Source organism: Bradyrhizobium sp. SZCCHNGR1005 (genome assembly GCF_032489995.1).
In the GTDB taxonomy this organism is placed as follows: Bacteria; Pseudomonadota; Alphaproteobacteria; order Rhizobiales; family Xanthobacteraceae; genus Bradyrhizobium.
In genome coordinates this window covers 671,970-689,464 of the sequence record NZ_JAUEZC010000003.1, presented here as the reverse complement: position 1 = coordinate 689,464, position 17,495 = coordinate 671,970, and the positions used below count along the sequence as shown (strand labels likewise).

The following is a 17,495-nucleotide window of genomic DNA, read 5'->3' as shown; positions in this document are numbered from 1 at the left end:
CGGTCGGTTCCGACGAAATTTTAGGTCTTTTCGATCGGAGGTCAGGTTGTTCCATTGGCCCAAAGAAGCCGTCGCAGGCGGCAAAGGGCTTGGGCAGCGATCTACCGTGTTGTCGAGCGGCATTTCGGCAAACATACTGGACTTCCGCCCAGCGCAAAAGCATGTCCTCGTCGACTTGCTGGCACCGCAACCGGCCCTGGGGCCGGCGGTCGTGACGTCCGGATTGATCAAGCCAGCGGGGCCGAACAGATCGGTCGGTCCCCACAACTCGCGATGGCCAGGACAGCGGGGAAAGCAAAAATGAGTCTGACGTTCGAAATCGAGCCGGCAAGCAATCCAATTTCGGCGGAGGAGCGCGCGGCGAAGCTCGCCAATCCGGGCTTCGGCCGGGTGTTCACCGACCATATGGCCGTGGTCCGCTACACCGACGCGAAGGGCTGGCACGATGCACGGATCATCGTCCGCAGCCATTTCCCGCTCGATCCGGCCGGGGCCGTCCTGCATTACGCGCAGGAGATCTTCGAGGGCCTGAAAGCCTATAAGCGCGACGACGGCGGCGTGAACCTGTTCCGCCCCGATGCCAATGCCAAGCGCTTCTGGAATTCGGCCGAGCGGATGGCGATGGCGCCGCTGCCCGAGGACCTGTTTATCGAAGCCGTCGAGCAGGTGGTGCGGATCGACCGCGACTGGATTCCGGGCGGCGAGGGCAGCCTCTACCTGCGGCCCTTCATGATCGCGAACGAGGTGTTCCTCGGTGTGAAGCCGTCCGGCGAATATCTCTTCGCCGTCATCGCCTCGCCGGTCGGCTCCTATTTCAAGGGCGGACCTGCGCCGGTGTCGATCTGGGTGTCGGAGAATTATACGCGCGCCGCGATCGGCGGAACCGGCAGCGTCAAATGCGGCGGCAATTATGCGGCGAGCCTGCGCGCCCAGGCCGAAGCGATCGAGCACGGCTGCGACCAGGTGGTCTTCCTCGATGCGGTCGAGCGCCGCTATGTCGAGGAACTCGGCGGCATGAACGTCTTCTTCGTGTTCGACGACGGCTCGCTGTCGACCCCGCCGCTGGGCACGATCCTGCCGGGCATCACCCGCGATTCGATCATCACGCTGGCGAGAGATGCCGGCACGGTGGTGCGCGAGGAGCCCTACACGATCGACCAGTGGCGCGCCGACGCCAAGAGCGGCCGGCTGAAGGAAGCTTTCGCCTGCGGCACCGCCGCGGTGATCTCGCCGATCGGCAAGGTGCGCTCGGCGAGCGGCGACTTCCTGATCAGCGGCGGCGAGGCCGGTCCGGTCGCCATGGGCCTGCGCAAGAAGCTGGTCGACATCCAGTATGGCCGCAGCCCCGATCCGCACAACTGGATCCGCGAAGTGAAGTAAGCCGGGCGAACCGTGCCACAGGGACGGTAGGCCCCCCTCCCCGCAAGGGGGAGGGGGCGGGGGTAGCTCCACGAAGACTGCCCGCGGGGCCCCCACCCCGACCTCCCCCGCAAGTGGGGACGGAGCGCACCGCATGCGCGGCGATCGGGTGCTCTCGCCACATGTGAGCAGCTTGCAAGACTGAAGCACGTCAGCGGCGGTTGCCGCCTTGTGCGACGGCTGCTACCAAGCCGCCATGTCCGACAAACCCAAGAAACCCCAGAAGCTGAAGGCGCGGCTGCCGCGCGGGCTGGAGGATCGCGGTCCCGCCGCGATCGCGGCCACGCGCGAGATGGTCGAGAAGATCCGCGCCGTCTATGAGCGCTACGGTTTCGAGCCGGTGGAGACGCCGGCGTTCGAATACACCGACGCGCTCGGCAAATTCCTGCCCGACCAGGACCGTCCCAACGAGGGCGTGTTCTCGTTCCAGGACGATGACGAGCAGTGGATCTCGCTGCGCTACGATCTCACCGCGCCGCTCGCGCGCTACGTCGCCGAGAATTTCGATCACCTGCCGAAGCCGTATCGGTCTTATCGGGCCGGTTACGTATTCCGCAATGAGAAGCCGGGCCCCGGCCGTTTCCGCCAGTTCATGCAGTTCGATGCCGATACGGTGGGGTCGGGTTCGCCCGCGGCGGACGCCGAAATGTGCATGATGGCGGCCGACACGATGGAGGCGCTGGGCATTCCGCGCGGCTCTTATGTCGTGAAGGTCAACAACCGCAAGGTGCTCGATGGCGTGATGGAGGCGATCGGCATCGGCGGCGAAGAGCATGCAGGACGCCGGCTCACAGTCCTGCGCGCGATCGACAAGGCCGACAAGTTTCCGATCGCGGAAATCAGGAAGCTGCTCGGTGAAGGCCGCTGGGATGGCGGTGAGGTCGGCAAGGGCGACTTCACCAAGGGCGCGGGTCTCGACAACAACCAGATCGAGGCGCTGCTGGCCTTTTTTGAGATGAAGGTGGCTCAGCCGGCGTTTCAAAACGACGAGCAGGATTTGCAGTTCAATGCAACGGTGCTGGGCTCGGTCGCCCAGCGGAAATTGTTCATGTCGTCCGCGGCCTATGCCGACGGCATCAATGACCTGACTGAGATCGCGAAACTCTGCAGTGCGGCTGGCTACGGCTACAGCCGCGTTCGCATCGAGCCCTCCGTCGTCCGCGGCCTCGAATACTACACGGGCCCGGTCTACGAGGTCGAACTGCTGCTCGACACCAAGGACGAGAAGGGACGGCCGGTGCGGTTCGGTTCGGTCGGCGGCGGCGGGCGCTACGATGGCCTCGTCTCGCGCTTTCGCGGCGAGCCGGTCCCCGCGACCGGCTTCTCCATCGGCGTGTCGCGGCTGCAGGCGGCGCTGACGATGCTGGGCAAGCTCGACACGCGCCCGGCGTTCGGACCTGTGGTCGTCACTGTGTTCGACCGCGATCGCGTCGCCGATTATCAAGCCATGGTCTCGCAGCTACGCAATCACGGCATCCGCGCCGAGCTCTATCTCGGCAATCCCAAGAACATGGGCAACCAGCTCAAATATGCCGACCGCCGCAACGCGCCCTGCGTCATCATCCAGGGTTCGGATGAGAAGGCGCGCGGCGAGGTGCAGATCAAGGATCTGATCGAGGGCGCCAAGGCGGCGGCCGCGATCGCCTCCAACCAGGAATGGCGCGAGAGCCGGCCGGCGCAGTTCTCCTGCAAGGAGGACGAGCTCGTTGCCGGCGTGCGCGAGGTGCTCGCGAGGCATGATGTGAACTGGGGGTAGGCATTCCGCTCTGCTGTCATGCCCGGCCTTGTGCCGGGCATCCACGTCTTGTTTGATAGGCCCAACGTGGATGGCCGGGACATTCGGGGCGAAGACGCGCTTCGCGCTTTTGCTCGGCCAGAACGAAACAGCAGGGAGCAATGCATGCCCGAGATCACCGTGAACATGGCCGCTGGCCGCACCGACGAGCAGAAGGCTGGCATGATGCGCGACATCACCAAGGCGCTGGTGACGCATCTCGGCGTCGATGCAGAAGCCGTGGTGATCCAGATCAACGAGGCGCCGCTCTCCCACAAGATGAAGGGCGGCAAGACCTTCGTCGAACGCGCGGCCGAGTTAAAGAAATAGGTCATAGCGTCATTCCGGGGCGCGCGTAGCGCGAACCCGGAATCTCGAGCTATCATCTCTGGATTCCGGGTTCGCTCGCTATTGGCGAGCGCCCGGAATGACGAAAGCTGGGGCCCGACATGGACGCACGCGACATCATCAAAGTCGGCCTGAGCGCCGAGCGCATCCTGATCGTGCCGCCGGAGCGCACGGTCGGGCATTTTGTGCCGCACATGCCCATGGTTTATGCGACGCCGATGATGATCCTGGAAATGGAGATGACCTCGGGTGACGCGATCAAGGCCAGCCTGCCGGAGGGCTGGGTCACGGTCGGCACCGAGGTCGACATCAAGCATCTGGCGGCCGCGCCGGTCGGTGCCACCATCCGCACCACGGCCGAAGTGATCGAGGTCGAGCGGCGCGTGATCCGGTTTGCGGTCGCCGCATTCCACGGCGATCTCAAGATCGGCGAGGGCCGGCACGGCCGCGGGCTCGTCAATGTCGCGCAGTTCAAGAAGCGGTTTGGTGTGCCGTAGCGGCTACGACGAAGCCGTCATTCGAGGCGCGTAAGCGCCGAAGCAATCCAGGCTCTGTCCGCGCCTCATGCCTGGATTGCTTCGCGGAGCTCGTCATCCGGTCGCGCTTCGCGCGGACCGGGCGGCTCGCAACGACGGAAACTCCTACTTCGCCAATTCCTTGGACCGCGCCGCGGCGGCGGCCACCGCGCGCGTCAGCAGCGGGCCAAATCCGTCCGCGCCCATCAGCACCGCCAGCGCCGCGGCCGTGGTGCCGCCGGGCGAGGTCACGTTCTGGCGCAAGGTCGCCGCTGACAGCTCCGAGCGATGCAGCAATTCGCCCGCGCCCGACACCGTGTCGCGCGCGAGTTTCGTTGCCAGCGCTTCCGGCAGGCCAGCCGCGACACCGGCCCGCGCGAGCTCCTCGGCGAGCAGGAAGACGTAGGCCGGTCCCGAGCCCGATACGGCCGTCACAGCGTCCATCAGGGCTTCGTCATCGACCCATTCGACCGCGCCGGTGGCGCGCAGCAAGGCGTCGGCGATGGCGCGCTGTGCGGTGCTGACGTCGGGGGCCGGCACCGCGACCGTGATGCCGCGACCGATTGCGGCCGGCGTGTTCGGCATCGCCCGGACCACGGCGCCGCCCACGACCTCCTGGAGCGCGGCGATGGTGGTGCCGGCCATGATCGAGACCACCAGCGTCGACGCGCCCACGCAACGTTTCAGCGTCGGGCCGGCCTCGCGGAACATCTGCGGCTTCACCGCGATCACCAGCGTCTCCGCCTCCGGCGCTTCAGCCGGATTGAGCCGCACGCCCCTGGCCGCGAGCGCGCCGATCTCGGCTGACGGCATCGGATCGATCACCACCACGCGCGACGGATCGAGGCCTTGCGCCAGCCAGCCGGTCAGCATCGCGCCGCCCATCTTGCCGGCCCCGGCGAGTGCGATGGTGCCCGTGATGTTTTGGAGCCTATTGTTGTTCACTGTTGTCACCGCACAAAAGCTGTCGTCCCGGCCTTGAGCCGGGATCCATAACCCACCGCGGTTTTAGTGGAGCGATGGCAGAGCGACAAGCAGCTTGCCTGAACGGAGAGGTCACGCGTTATGGGTCCCGACGTGCGCCGGGACGACACCGAATTTGAGGCGGCAGCGATCCGCCGTTGTTTGCCTTACGCCTCGCCCTCGGTGTCGAACAGCGCCGCAGCCATGGCTTCCTGCGTCGACTTGCCCGCCCAGACCACGAATTGGAACGCCGGGTAATAGCGCTCGCAGGCATGGATCGCGCCCTCGAGCATGCTGGCGCATTGCTGTTCCGAAGCGGTGATGCCGCCGGGCAGCACCAGCGCCTGGCGGTGCATCACCATGCCGGTGTGGGTCCAGATATCGAAATGGCCAAGCCAGAGCTGCTCGTTGATCGCACCGATCAGCCGCTGCACTTCCGCGCGCCGGTTTTCCGGAATCTTCATGTCGAAGGCGCAAGCGAGATGCAGCGCCTCGATCTCGGCCATCCAGGTGAACGAGATCTGATAGTCCGTCCACTGCCCCCTGGAGGCGATGGTTACTTCATCGATGCCGGAGCGTTCGAACGCCCAGTTGTTATCCGCGGCGATGGTCTCGACCACGGTCAGCGGATCGTTTCCGGAATCGATGATGCCTTCGAGCAGGGACATGCCGTCTCGACCTCTGTCTTCTTGATCTGGGTGGTACTCACGCGGCGACCCGGCCCGCGCCGTTGGAGGCGCAGTCGCAACCGGCTTGCAGTCCCGGAGGAACCCCGGGCGTTGCGCGAACAAACTGATGTGATTTGCTGAATCCGCGCAACTGCACGCTGAATCCGTCCACAGCCAAACCCTATTTCGTCCACAGCTCATCAAGCGATGGACTCCATGGCCGTGAACAAAACGGAATCGGATTCGGGTGGCGCGCTCCGCCTCAGCGACTTGATTCTGGCATTCGGGATTCGGCGGAGGCCGAGCCGGGACTGCATGGCCGGTGGTCGAATTTTGCCGGTCAGGGAACTTGTCGGGCTGCTCGCCGCCCGGCATAGTTCGAGCGGGCCGTCCAGCCGGGCGGTTCATGTTCTCAGGGCGGGGTGGAATTCCCCACCGGCGGTAAGGGCCTTCCTGGAAGCGTCCAAGCCCGCGAGCGCCCTGTCCGTTCTCGCGATCGGGCAGGGGTCAGCAGATTCGGTGCGACTCCGAAGCCGACGGTCACAGTCCGGATGAAAGAGAACGGGTCCCGGCACCCCGCGCATGCGCGTGGGGGCGTCGTCGTTCCGTATGCCCTGATTCTGGTCTCAAACGAGGACAACCATGAATCAGATGTTGCAAGACCCCCAAGCTGATATCGAAACCGAAGCCTCTCCGCAGGCCGCCGTGCCGGTGGAGCCAAGCCCGCCTGACGAGGCGCCGCCTACGCCCTCGCATCCGCGGTTTGCCAAGCCGCAGCGCGTCGCCTTCGTGCAGTCGGCCTGGCACCGCGACGTCGTCGCCGAATGCCGCATCGCCTTTCTCGACGAGATCGAGGCGCGGCATATCGCACGCGAGCGCGTCGACATCTTCGAGGTGCCGGGCTCCTTCGAGATCCCGCTGCATGCGCAGCTGCTGGCCAAGACCCGCCGCTACACCGCGATCGTCGCGGCCGGGCTGGTCGTCGATGGCGGCATCTACCGCCACGAATTCGTCGCCGATACCGTGATCAAGGCGCTGATGGATGTGCAGTTGCGAACGGAAGTGCCGGTGTTTTCGGCGGTGCTGACGCCGCAGCAATTCCACGAGACGCAGGCGCATTTCGAGTTCTTCCGCAAGCATTTTGCGGTCAAGGGCGGGGAAGTCGCCGAAGCCTGCGCCAACACGCTGCTGAGTTTGGAGCGGCTGCGCAGCCAGGTCGCGGCGGGGATCGTGTAACGCAATCGCGGACGGGTGTGATCTGTGATCAGGCCCGTCCGCGTCGGCTATCCACGCATTGTTTGCCATCGTGCTCGCCACCTCTATAACATCGGCGGTGGGAGGACGTCGGCCCGTGGCGACGGGTCGGCAAGCATCATGTTCGACGGACACGATCCCTTTCTGGTCGCGCTGTCGGTGGCAATCGCGATTCTGGGCGGCTACACCGGCTTCAGCCTGACCGCGCGCATCCGCGAGGCCGCGGGCGTGAACCGCCGCGTGCTGCTGTCCGGCGCCGCGGCCTTTCTCGCCGTTGGCATCTGGACCATGCATTTCGTCGGCGTCATGGCCGCACCGCTCCCGGCTGATGCCACCTACCTCATGCTGCCGACCGTCACCTCGTTCCTGATCTGCGCGCTGGTCGTCGGCATCTCGCTCTTCTTCGTCAGCATCGGCGAGCGGGGACCGGAGCGGATCATTCCTTCCGCCGTGCTGCTCGGCACCGGCATCGCCAGCATGCATTATGTCGGCATCCACGGCCTGTCGGGAAACTTCGCCATCACGCATGATCCGCCGATGGTGCTCCTGTCGGTCGCGATCGCGATGCTCGCTGCCTATGGCGGCTTGCGGATCTTTCTGGCGCGGCAGGACGGCCTGCGGCTCGCGGCAAGCGCGATCGCCTTCGGCATCGCCGTCTCCGGCATGCACTATACCGCGATGCTCGGCATGCATTTCGTGCCGCTCACGGCGGACGTTCATCACCATGGTGTCGCGGGCCTCGCTGCGTCGCAGCAGGTGCTGTCGATCGTGGTGTCTGTGCTGTGCTTCGTCATCGCGGCCGGGTTTCTGCTCTCCCTGGTGCCGGACGCGCGGCGGCAGGTCGAAGCCACTTCGGACGAACCAGCCCATCTGGAGCCGGAGAGGGCAGAGGACCTGGCTTCGGCCCCGCCCGAAGAAGCCGAGCCGATCCTTCCGACCAGTGCGCGCATGATGCCGGCGGCGCCGCTGGGCGGCCTCGGCCAGCCGCCGCGCGTTGCGGCGTCCCGGCTTCCGATCGAGGGTGCCAACGGCACCCATTTCATCGACGCCGCCGAGGTCCGCAGCGTCCGTGCCGATGCTCATTATACGAGGGTGCACGACGGCATGCGCGAGCGCATGTGCCCATGGTCGATCTCGGAGGCCGAAGCGCAACTCGATCCCAGCCTGTTCGTTCGTGTGCACCGCAGTCACATCGTCGCGATCTCGCATGTCTGCTTCGTGGGCAAGGACGGCGACGGCGCCATCATCGAACTCGACGGACCCGCGCCGCATCGCGTCCCCGTTAGCCGCGCCAAGATCGCCGAGGTCAAATCGCGCCTCGGGCTCGTGCGGCGGCAGGCATGATAGGTCGCACACGCTGACGCAGTTCGTGCGCTGCGGCCCGCAATTCGTGTGAATTGAGCCGCATTCGTGCCGGGCGCGTTGCGCCCGGCTCATTCTCGGACAAGCCTTCTCCCAACACGACGCGCCTCTTCTCTTCGCGGCTGCAACTTCGCGATTGCGGCAAGAGACGCGGCGAAAAATCAGAACAGGGAGGACAGCGGATGATTCCTGGTCCGTTCAGCTATCACCGGCCCGAGAGCGTGGCCGATGCGGTCAAGCTGCTCGCAGGTCTGGGCGACGAAGCCCGGCCGCTCGCCGGCGGCCATAGTCTCGTCCCGATGATGAAGCTCAGGCTCGCCACGCCGGCGCACCTGATCGATCTGCATGGCCTGTCCGAATTGAAATTCATCCGCCGCGACGGCAATCGCATCCGCATCGGCGCGATGACGACGCAACACGACCTGCTCACGTCCGACGAGATCCGTGCGAACCTGCCGATCCTGCAGGAGGCCGCCGCCCTGATCGCAGATCCCCAGGTGCGTTATCGCGGCACGCTGGGCGGCAATGTCGCCAATGGCGATCCCGGCAATGACATGCCGGCCCTGATGATGGCGCTGGGCGCAGGCTACAGGCTCGAAGGGCCCGGCGGGGCACGCGAGATCGCCGCCACCGAGTTCTATCAGGGCGCCTATTTCACTTCGCTCGAGCCCGGCGAGCTGTTGACGGAAATCTCCGTTCCTCTTCCGCCGGCCGGCCATGGCTATGCCTATGAGAAGCTGAAACGGAAAGTGGGCGATTACGCGACCGCCGCCGCCGCCGTGGTGCTGACAATGGCAAACGGCAAAGTCGCAGCCTGCGCGATTGGCCTGACCAATCTGCACGAGACGCCGCTGCTCGCGACCGATGCCGCCAACGCAGTGATCGGCACGGCGCTCGATCCGGCCGCGTTGAATGCGGCGGCCGACGCGGCGCGCGCCATCATGGCGCCGGCGGCCGATGCGCGCGGCCCAGTCGAATACCGCAAACATGTCGGCGGCATCATGGTGATCCGCGCGCTGCAGCGGGCAGCGCAACGCGCGAAGTGACGATCTGCTTTTCGGAGTGAAGCCGCCGCGAGCGCGGTCGTCTCCCTCCCTCTTGCGGGGAAGGGGCGGGGTGGGGGGAGCCCCAAGCGGCTCTGTCGCCGTGGACCCCCAACCCCTCCCCGCTGCCGACAATCGCTTCGCGATTGCGGCGTGGGGGGAGCAAACCGATGCCGTAGCCTCAGTGAGACCGATCCACAATTTCTTGAGGAAGCGAACCAATGCCCAAAACCCACGTCACGATGACAGTGAACGGCAGCGAGGTCGAAGGCCTCGTCGAGCCGCGCACGCTGCTGGTGCATTTCCTGCGCGAGCAGGCGCTGCTGACCGGCACGCATATTGGTTGCGAAACCACCCATTGCGGCGCCTGCACCGTCGACATCGACGGCATGAGCGTGAAGAGCTGCACGATGTTCGCGGTCCAGGCGCAGGGGACCGAGATCACCACGATCGAAGGCATGGCGAATGCCGACGGGACATTGTCGCCACTGCAGGAAGGCTTTCGCATGATGCACGGCCTGCAATGCGGCTTCTGCACGCCCGGCATGATCGTGCGCGCCCACCGGCTTCTGCAGGAAAATCCGTCGCCCACCGAAGAGGAAATCCGCGCCGGCATCTCCGGCAACATCTGCCGCTGCACCGGTTACCAGAACATCGTCAGGGCGATTCAATACGCCGCCGCCAAGATCAATGGCGTGGAATTCAAGGAGGCCGCCGAATGAACGACATGACTCCCACGCGGGAACAACGCGAAGCGGCGCTCGAAGGCATGGGCTGCAAGCGCAAGCGCGTCGAGGACATCCGCTTCACGCAAGGCAAGGGCAACTATGTCGACGACGTCAAGCTGCCGGGCATGCTGCACGGCGACTTCGTCCGCTCCCCGCATGCGCATGCGCGGGTGAAGTCGATCAACACCGAGGAGGCGCTGAAGGTGCCCGGCGTGCTCGCGGTCATCACCGCCGAGACGCTCAAGACGGTCAATCTCGCCTGGATGCCGACCTTGGCTGGCGACGTGCAGATGGTGCTCGCCGACGGCAAGGTGCTGTTCCAGAACCAGGAGGTTGCCTTCGTCGTCGCGACCGACCGCTATGCGGCGGACGATGGGGTCTGCAAGGTCGTGGTGGAATACGAGCCGCTGCCGGTGCTGATCGATCCGTTCAAGGCGATGGACCCCGACGCGCCGGTGCTGCGCGAGGATCTCGCCGGCAAGACGTCCGGCGCCCACGGCCCGCGCAAGCATCACAACCACATCTTCGAATGGAGCGTCGGCGACAAGGAGCTGACGGACGCAGCCTTCAACAAGGCCGAGGTCACGATCAAGGAGATGATCTCCTATCACCGCACCCATCCGTCGCCGCTGGAGACCTGCCAGTGCGTCTGCTCGTTCGACAAGATCAAGGGCGAACTGACGATCTGGGGCACCTTCCAGGCGCCGCATGTCATCCGCACGGTGGTGTCGCTGATCGCCAAGCTGCCGGAGCAGAAGATCCACGTGATCGCGCCCGACATCGGCGGCGGCTTCGGCAACAAGGTCGGCGCCTATCCGGGCTATATCTGCGCGGCGGTGGCCTCGATCGTCACCGGCAAGCCGGTGAAATGGGTCGAGGACCGCATCGAAAACCTGACCGCGACCGCGTTCGCACGCGACTATCACATGACGGCCGAAATCGCCGCGACGAAGGAGGGCAGGGTCACCGGCCTGCGTGTTCACGTGCTTGCCGATCACGGCGGCTTCGACGCCTGCGCCGATCCGTCGAAATGGCCGGCCGGCTTTTTCAACATCGTGACGGGATCGTATGACTTCCCGGTCGCGCATCTTGCGGTCGACGGCGTCTATACCAACAAGGCTCCGGGCGGCGTGGCCTACCGTTGCTCGTTCCGCGTTACGGAGGCTGCCTATTGCATCGAGCGCGCGATGGATATCCTGGCGCAGAAGCTCGGCATGGATCCGGCCGAATTGCGCCTGAAGAACTTCGTCAAGCCGGAGCAATTTCCGTATCATTCGGCGCTGGGCTGGGAGTACGATTCCGGCGACTACCACACCGCCATGCGCAAGATGATGGAGAGTGTGGATTACGCCGGCCTCCGCAAGGAGCAGGCTGAGAAGCGCGCGGCCTTCAAGCGCGGCGAGACCCGCGAGATCATGGGGCTCGGCATCTCCTTCTTCACCGAGATCGTCGGCGCCGGCCCATCGAAGAACTGCGACATCCTGGGCATCGCGATGTTCGATTCCTGCGAGATCCGCCTGCATCCAACCGGTGCGGGGATCGCACGGATGGGCACCAAGAGCCAGGGCCAGGGCCACGAGACCACCTGGGCACAGATCATCGCCACCGAAATCGGCATTCCCGCCGACAACATCATGGTCGAGGAGGGCAACACCGATACCGCGCCTTACGGCCTCGGCACTTACGGTTCGCGCTCGACGCCGGTCGCGGGTGCCGCGATCGCGATGGCCGCGCGGAAAATCAAGGCCAAGGCGCAGATGATCGCTGCCTACAAGCTCGAGGTTCACGAGGACGATCTCGAATGGGACATCGACGGCTTCCGCGTCAAGGGACTGCCGGAGAAGGTGATGTCGATGAAGGACATCTGCTGGGCGGCGTATAATTCCGTGCCGCCGGGCATGGAGCCGGGGCTGGAGGCGGTCTCGTATTATGATCCGCCCAATATGACCTATCCTTTCGGCGCCTATCTCTGTGTGATGGATATCGACGTCGACACCGGCGTCTACAAGATCAGACGCTTCTATGCGCTGGACGATTGCGGCACCCGCATCAATCCGATGATCATCGAAGGGCAGGTGCATGGCGGCCTCACCGAAGCTTTCGCGATCGCGATGGGCCAGGAGATCCGCTACGACGAGGGCGGCAATGTCGTCACCGGCTCGTTCATGGACTTCTTCATGCCGACCGCGGTGGAAACCCCGCATTGGGAAACCGACTTCACGGTCACGCCGTCGCCGCATCACCCGATCGGCGCCAAGGGGGTCGGCGAAAGCCCGAATGTCGGCGGCGTGCCGGCGTTCTCCAATGCGGTCAACGATGCCTTCTCGTTCTTAGGGTCGACGCATATCCAGATGCCGCACGATTTCTGGCGCAACTGGAAGGCGGCGAAGAAGCTGGGCGTGGTGGCGTGATGGCCCGTCCTTGCGAGGAGCAGCTCGTGATGCGTCAGCTTCGCTCTCTTGCAGAAGTGCCTCTACTCCCCTCCCCCTTGCGGGGAGGGGTCGGGGGTGGGGGTCTCCAAGCACACTGCCTGCTGGGTACCCCCCTCCCTAACCCTCCCCCGCAAGGGGGGAGGGAACGTGCTTCCGTTGTCGCTACAAATAAGTTTCGGCAATGAAAACCCGAGACCAGATTGCGGAACAACTCGCCGCCTGCGGCTACATCGCCGACAGCGAGCTCACGATCGCAATCTCGCTGATGCAGCTGTTGAAGCGTCCGCTGCTGCTCGAAGGCGAGGCGGGCGTCGGCAAGACGGAAGTGGCCAAGGCATTGGCCTGCGTGCACGCGACCGAGCTGATCCGACTGCAATGCTACGAAGGGCTCGACCAGTCCCAGGCGCTGTACGAGTGGAACTACCAGCGCCAGCTGCTTGCGATCGAGGCGCATCGCGGCCATGCCGACGAGATCGAGGACCAGATCTTCTCGGAAAAATATCTGCTGGAGCGGCCTCTGCTTGCCGCGATCCGGCGCGCCACGCCGCCGGTGCTCTTGATCGACGAGATCGACCGCGCCGACGACGAGTTCGAGGCGTTCCTGCTGGAGCTGCTCTCCGACTTCCAGGTCTCGATCCCTGAGCTCGGCACCATCAAGGCGACGTCGATCCCGCACGTGGTGCTGACCTCGAACGGCACCCGTGAGCTCTCCGATGCACTGCGCCGGCGCTGCCTCTACCATTATGTCGATTATCCCGACGTCGATCGCGAGGCCCGCATTATCCTGGCGCGGATCGACGGCGCATCGGCGCAGCTGTCGCTGCAGATCGCGCGCATGGTGGAATCGATCCGAAAGGAAGAGCTGCGCAAGGTGCCGGGCGTCGCCGAGACGCTCGACTGGGCGGCCGCGCTGGTCGGTCTCGACGTGCATGATCTCAAGGACCAGCCCGAGATCGTGCAGGAGACGCTGATGTGCCTGCTCAAGACCCATGAAGATCGCGCCCGGATCACGCGTGAGGTCTCGGCGCGCCTACTGGGGAAGGTCGCATGAGCTGCTGCGGTCCCACGCCAGATGCCGACGACATGAGCGCGGCCACGCGACTGATCGCGATCCGTCTTTCGGCGTTCTTGAAGACCCTGCGCGATAACGGCTTTGCCGTGGGCCTCGCCGAAGGCCGGGATACCGCGACCATCTTGACGTCCGGTTACGCGCAGAAGCCGGGCTTGCTTCGTTCGGCCCTGAAACACCTGCTCTCGGCGCGCAAGAGCGAATGGGACCGGTTCGACGGCCTGTTCGATGCATTCTGGCTGAACATGCGCGTGCGGTCGCGCTCGTTGATATCCGGATCGTCGAAGGCGGCGAACAGCCCATCCCTGAAGAGCTTGCTGGATGCAGATGACAGGCGCGGCACACCGCAATCGGCGACCGATCAGGTGCCGTCGTCGGACGACGCGCCGCAGGAGGCAGGTGGTGAAGGGCGCAGCGAGGGCGCCTCGCGCGTCGACAATCTTGCCGAGGTCGATTTCCGCAAGCTGTCCGATCCGGATCAGATGGCGCGGGCGCACGAGGCGGCCGCGCGGCTCGCGAAGGCCATGCGCACGGGGCTGACCCGCCGTGATCAGCTGACGAAGAAGGGCCAGCGGCTCGATCTGCGCCGCACTATCCATCGCAATATCAGTCATGGCGGCGTGCCGATCACGCTCGTGCATCGCCGCCGCAAGCACAAGCCGCTGCGGCTCGTCGTGCTGCTTGACGCCTCCGGCTCGATGAGCATGTACACGGCGGTGTTCCTGCGCTTCATCCATGGCGTGCTCGACGAATTTCGCGAGGCCGAGGCGTTCCTGTTCCACACGCGGCTGGTCCACGTCTCCGATGCGATGAAGGACAAGGATGCGGCGCGCGCGCTCGATCGTCTCTCGATGATGGCGCAGGGAGCGGGTGGCGGCACCAGGATCGGCGAGAGCCTCCAGACTTTCAACCGCTGGCACGCGACGCGCGTCATCCATTCGCGTAGCTGTGTGATGATCGTGTCCGACGGCTACGAGACCGGCGATGCTGCTCTGCTGGGACGGGAGATGGCGCAGCTGGCGCGGCGCTGCCGCCGCATCGTCTGGCTCAATCCGATGGCGGGCTGGCAGGGCTACGCGCCGGAGGCCAAGGGCATCCAAGCGGCGCTGCCTCATGTCGATCTCTATGCGCCGGCGCACACGCTCGCGTCGCTCGCGGCGCTGGAGCCATATCTGGCGAGGTTGTGATGATGGTGAGCCGGGTTGAAGCGAGACTGAGCCGAACTGGTAGCCCGAAGGCAGTATGCTCCCTCCCCCCTTGTGGGGGAGGGCTGGGGAGGGGGGCCTCCAGGCAGATCGCCCGTGGCTTACCCTCCTCCCTAACCCTCCCCCACAAGGGGGGAGGGAACGCATTTCTGATGCCTCGACAGTATGCCTCGAACGACCTGCGGAGCAGGCGCCAATGACCGCCATCCCCGAAGTGCTCGATCTCGCCGCGCAGCTGAAGGCGTCGGAGGAAAGCTTCGTGCTCGCCACCATCGTGCGCACGGTGTCGGTGACGGCGGCGAAGGCAGGGGCGAAGGCGATCATCCGTCCCGACGGCACCATCGTGGCGGGGTGGATCGGCGGTGGCTGCGCACGCGGCGCGGTGCTGAAGGCTGCGCGCGAGGCGCTGGCCGACGGCATCCCGCGCATGGTCTCGGTGCAGCCGGAAAACCTCCTGGCCGAACTCGGCGTCAAGGCTGGCGAGACGCGCCTGGGCGTGAAGTTCGCCAGCAACATGTGCCCGAGCAAGGGCACGATGGACATCTTCGTCGAGCCGGTGTTGCCGCATCCCTCGCTGGTGATCTTCGGCGCCAGCCCGGTGGCGCTGTCGTTGGCTGCGCAAGCCAAGCCGCTCGGCTATCACGTCACGCTGGCCGCGCCCGCATCCGACCTCGTCACCGCGCCGGAAGCCGATATGGTGATCGACGGCTTTGCGCTCGATCGGCTCGGCGATGCCAAGCGCTTCGTCGTCGTCTCGACGCAAGGGAAGGGCGACGAGGCGGCGCTGCGGGCGGCCATCGCCACCGATGCGACTTATCACGCCTTCGTCGGCAGCCGCCGCAAGATGGCCGTCTTGCGCACCAAGCTGATCGCCGAGGGCGCAAATCCTGCTGATCTCGACCGCGTCAAGGCGCCCGCCGGGCTCGATCTCGGCGCCATCACGCCGGAGGAGATCGCGATGTCGATCCTGGCGGAGATGACGATCGAGCGGAGGCGGGGGCAGCGCAGCGCTCATGCCTCCCCGACCGGTTAGAAAGAGCCACCATGCGCTTCGCGGCAGGGCGATGTCGCGCGGTCTTCGCGCAGCTTACATCATCTTTCCGCCGATCGCGCGCTGCAGCAGGCGCCTTGGCTCTTCGCTGGACACATCGTCGCCGGCCCAGGCCACGAACTGATCGGGCCGCACCAGGATCAGGCGGGCCTCATATCGCTCGCGGCCATTTGTTGCGGTGTCGTTGATGACCTTCAGCGGCACGCGCAGGTCCGCGGCCGCCTTCGCGAAGTGGGAGGCCGCGTCGCCGGCGCCGAGTGCGATCAGCGTGAAGCCTTGGCCCAGCTCCTCGAACACGTTCCTGCCCGATGACAGCTTCTGCGGCGTCAGGTGATGGCCGGCACGAGCGGCATAAGCATGGTTGCCGATCGCGCTACTCACGGCGCCCGGCGCTCCCCACACGATCGGCGAGCCCTCGTAGTTCGGCTCGAATGCGTTCACCTCGGCGCGCGCGCCGGACTGCCGCTCGCGCCAGGCCGTCTCGAAATCGGCGCGGTCGCGGGCCGGATCGTGGCTGCGGAGGAAGTCGCGGTCGGTGAGGATCGATTTCTCGATGAAGTCGCGTGCGGTGGAAGCGAACACCGGCTGCCGCTCGGCGCTGTAGCTGTCGAGCAGGCCGGCCTCTGCCCAGCCCTGCAGCCGGGCGGCCAGCTTCCAGGACAGGTTGACGGCATCCTCGAGCCCGCTGTTGACGCCATAGCCGCCATAGGGTGGATGGCTGTGGGCGGCGTCGCCGGCGATGAAGATGCGCCCCGCGCGATAGCTGTCGGCGATCGCGAAGCGCAGATCCCAGAAGCCGACATGCTCGAGCGTGACATCGAACTCGGCGCCCGCGGCCTCGTGCAGGAAGCGCTTGAAGTCGAAATTGTTGCGTGTCGTGTCGGCCGGCACCGGCGCATGGAAGAACCAGGTCGAGCCGAGATCGACGCGGCCGAAGAACTTCCAGTAGCCGTCAAGCGCCGGATGCAGCACGTTGTAGAATGACTTGCCGGGGTAGCGCGCCAGCAGTTCGTGCAGGCCGTTGGAGCGGAACACCAGCAGCACCATCAGCCGATCGTGGTCGGATTTCGTCTGGGTGATGCCGGCCTGCTCGCGCACCAGCGAGCGGCTGCCGTCGCAGCCGACCACGTACTCGGCGTGCAGGATCCGCTTGCCGCCGTCGCGATCGGCAATCTCGACCTCGGCATCGTCAGCGTTCTGGTGGACGGCGGTGCAGGTCCAGCCATAGAGCAGCTCGATCGCCTCGATCTCCGCCGCGCGCCGGCGCAGCACGGCTTCGGTGGCGTATTGCGGCAGCCGTTCGTTGTCGGTGAAGTAGAACGGCCGTACCAGCTCGCGCTGCAGCCAGTCATAGTTGTAGCCGCTGAGCAGCGAACCATAGGCGGTGAGCCCGCCGATGCCGTACTCGCGCGGGATGGTGCGCGCGGCGCGCAGCGCATCTTCCGCACCCCAGACATGGAAATGCTCCATGGTGCGCTGGGTCAGGTTCTGGCCCTTCGGGATCTGCTGCGGCTCGGTGTAGCGCTCGACGACGACCGACTTGATGCCGCGCAGGCCAAGATCGATCGCGAGCCCGATGCCGACCGGGCCGCCGCCGACGATCATGACAGGCGTTTTTGGGTGCGCCATCATCCGCATGCGTCTCCTCTCTTCGCGCGCCGCGG

General features: G+C 65.6%; 15 protein-coding genes and 1 riboswitch. Of the genes, 12 read left to right on the top strand and 3 right to left on the bottom strand.

All coding sequences use genetic code 11. The annotated features are described in order from the left end of the window. Positions 1-300 precede the first annotated feature (300 nt). The 4 genes from QXZ85_RS15690 (at position 301) to QXZ85_RS15675 (ending at position 4,038) form a co-directional block, all read left to right on the top strand. Positions 301-1,380 carry a branched-chain amino acid aminotransferase gene (locus QXZ85_RS15690; RefSeq protein ID WP_315769558.1) on the top strand — a complete coding sequence of 360 codons (1,080 nt, stop codon included), beginning with the start codon at positions 301-303 and terminating at the stop codon, positions 1,378-1,380. A 235-nt stretch (positions 1,381-1,615) separates the two neighbouring features. Further along, positions 1,616-3,175 (top strand): histidine--tRNA ligase, encoded by a 1,560-nt coding sequence (gene hisS, locus QXZ85_RS15685; RefSeq protein ID WP_316174408.1) that lies wholly within the window; start codon positions 1,616-1,618, stop codon positions 3,173-3,175. A gap of 144 nt (positions 3,176-3,319) precedes the next feature. Next, on the top strand, positions 3,320-3,523 hold the full coding sequence (locus tag QXZ85_RS15680; RefSeq protein ID WP_315706691.1) for a tautomerase family protein: 204 nt from the start codon (positions 3,320-3,322) through the stop codon (positions 3,521-3,523). A gap of 119 nt (positions 3,524-3,642) precedes the next feature. After that, the gene (locus QXZ85_RS15675; RefSeq protein ID WP_315704940.1) at positions 3,643-4,038 is read left to right on the top strand and encodes a thioesterase family protein; all 396 of its coding nucleotides are present in this window, start codon (positions 3,643-3,645) and stop codon (positions 4,036-4,038) included. Between the two features lie 144 nt (positions 4,039-4,182). On the opposite strand, the gene proC is transcribed toward QXZ85_RS15675, so the two are convergent. Both proC and QXZ85_RS15665 read right to left on the bottom strand, forming a co-directional pair. Continuing rightward, the gene (gene proC, locus QXZ85_RS15670) at positions 4,183-5,010 is read right to left on the bottom strand and encodes a pyrroline-5-carboxylate reductase (RefSeq protein ID WP_316174406.1); all 828 of its coding nucleotides are present in this window, start codon (positions 5,008-5,010) and stop codon (positions 4,183-4,185) included. Positions 5,011-5,186: 176 nt separating this feature from the next. Next, positions 5,187-5,687, bottom strand: coding sequence for a YbjN domain-containing protein (locus QXZ85_RS15665; RefSeq protein WP_315704938.1), 501 nt, complete (start codon positions 5,685-5,687; stop codon positions 5,187-5,189). Positions 5,688-6,091: 404 nt separating this feature from the next. Next, positions 6,092-6,254: riboswitch (FMN riboswitch) on the top strand. A 75-nt stretch (positions 6,255-6,329) separates the two neighbouring features. Here QXZ85_RS15665 and QXZ85_RS15660 point away from each other — a divergent pair. From QXZ85_RS15660 to QXZ85_RS15625, 8 genes are all read left to right on the top strand, one after another. After that, positions 6,330-6,923 carry a 6,7-dimethyl-8-ribityllumazine synthase gene (locus QXZ85_RS15660; protein ID WP_315744036.1) on the top strand — a complete coding sequence of 198 codons (594 nt, stop codon included), beginning with the start codon at positions 6,330-6,332 and terminating at the stop codon, positions 6,921-6,923. 138 nt (positions 6,924-7,061) lie between these two features. Further along, positions 7,062-8,285, top strand: coding sequence for an MHYT domain-containing protein (locus QXZ85_RS15655; protein ID WP_315744038.1), 1,224 nt, complete (start codon positions 7,062-7,064; stop codon positions 8,283-8,285). Between the two features lie 200 nt (positions 8,286-8,485). Further along, on the top strand, positions 8,486-9,349 hold the full coding sequence (locus tag QXZ85_RS15650) for a xanthine dehydrogenase family protein subunit M (RefSeq protein ID WP_315744040.1): 864 nt from the start codon (positions 8,486-8,488) through the stop codon (positions 9,347-9,349). A gap of 218 nt (positions 9,350-9,567) precedes the next feature. After that, positions 9,568-10,068, top strand: coding sequence for a (2Fe-2S)-binding protein (locus QXZ85_RS15645; RefSeq protein ID WP_315704934.1), 501 nt, complete (start codon positions 9,568-9,570; stop codon positions 10,066-10,068). Continuing rightward, positions 10,065-12,485 carry an aerobic carbon-monoxide dehydrogenase large subunit gene (locus QXZ85_RS15640; RefSeq protein WP_315744041.1) on the top strand — a complete coding sequence of 807 codons (2,421 nt, stop codon included), beginning with the start codon at positions 10,065-10,067 and terminating at the stop codon, positions 12,483-12,485. Before QXZ85_RS15645 ends, QXZ85_RS15640 begins: the two co-directional genes overlap by 4 nt. A gap of 202 nt (positions 12,486-12,687) precedes the next feature. Next, positions 12,688-13,557, top strand: coding sequence for a MoxR family ATPase (locus QXZ85_RS15635; protein ID WP_315769562.1), 870 nt, complete (start codon positions 12,688-12,690; stop codon positions 13,555-13,557). Next, positions 13,554-14,762, top strand: a complete 1,209-nt coding sequence (locus QXZ85_RS15630) for a VWA domain-containing protein (protein WP_315769563.1) — start codon at positions 13,554-13,556, stop codon at positions 14,760-14,762. Before QXZ85_RS15635 ends, QXZ85_RS15630 begins: the two co-directional genes overlap by 4 nt. A gap of 214 nt (positions 14,763-14,976) precedes the next feature. Next, positions 14,977-15,813 carry an XdhC family protein gene (locus tag QXZ85_RS15625; RefSeq protein WP_315769565.1) on the top strand — a complete coding sequence of 279 codons (837 nt, stop codon included), beginning with the start codon at positions 14,977-14,979 and terminating at the stop codon, positions 15,811-15,813. A 54-nt stretch (positions 15,814-15,867) separates the two neighbouring features. Here QXZ85_RS15625 and QXZ85_RS15620 read toward each other — a convergent pair whose 3' ends face one another. Beyond that, positions 15,868-17,469, bottom strand: coding sequence for an FAD-dependent monooxygenase (locus QXZ85_RS15620; RefSeq protein WP_315769567.1), 1,602 nt, complete (start codon positions 17,467-17,469; stop codon positions 15,868-15,870). Between the last annotated feature and the right edge of the window lie 26 nt (positions 17,470-17,495).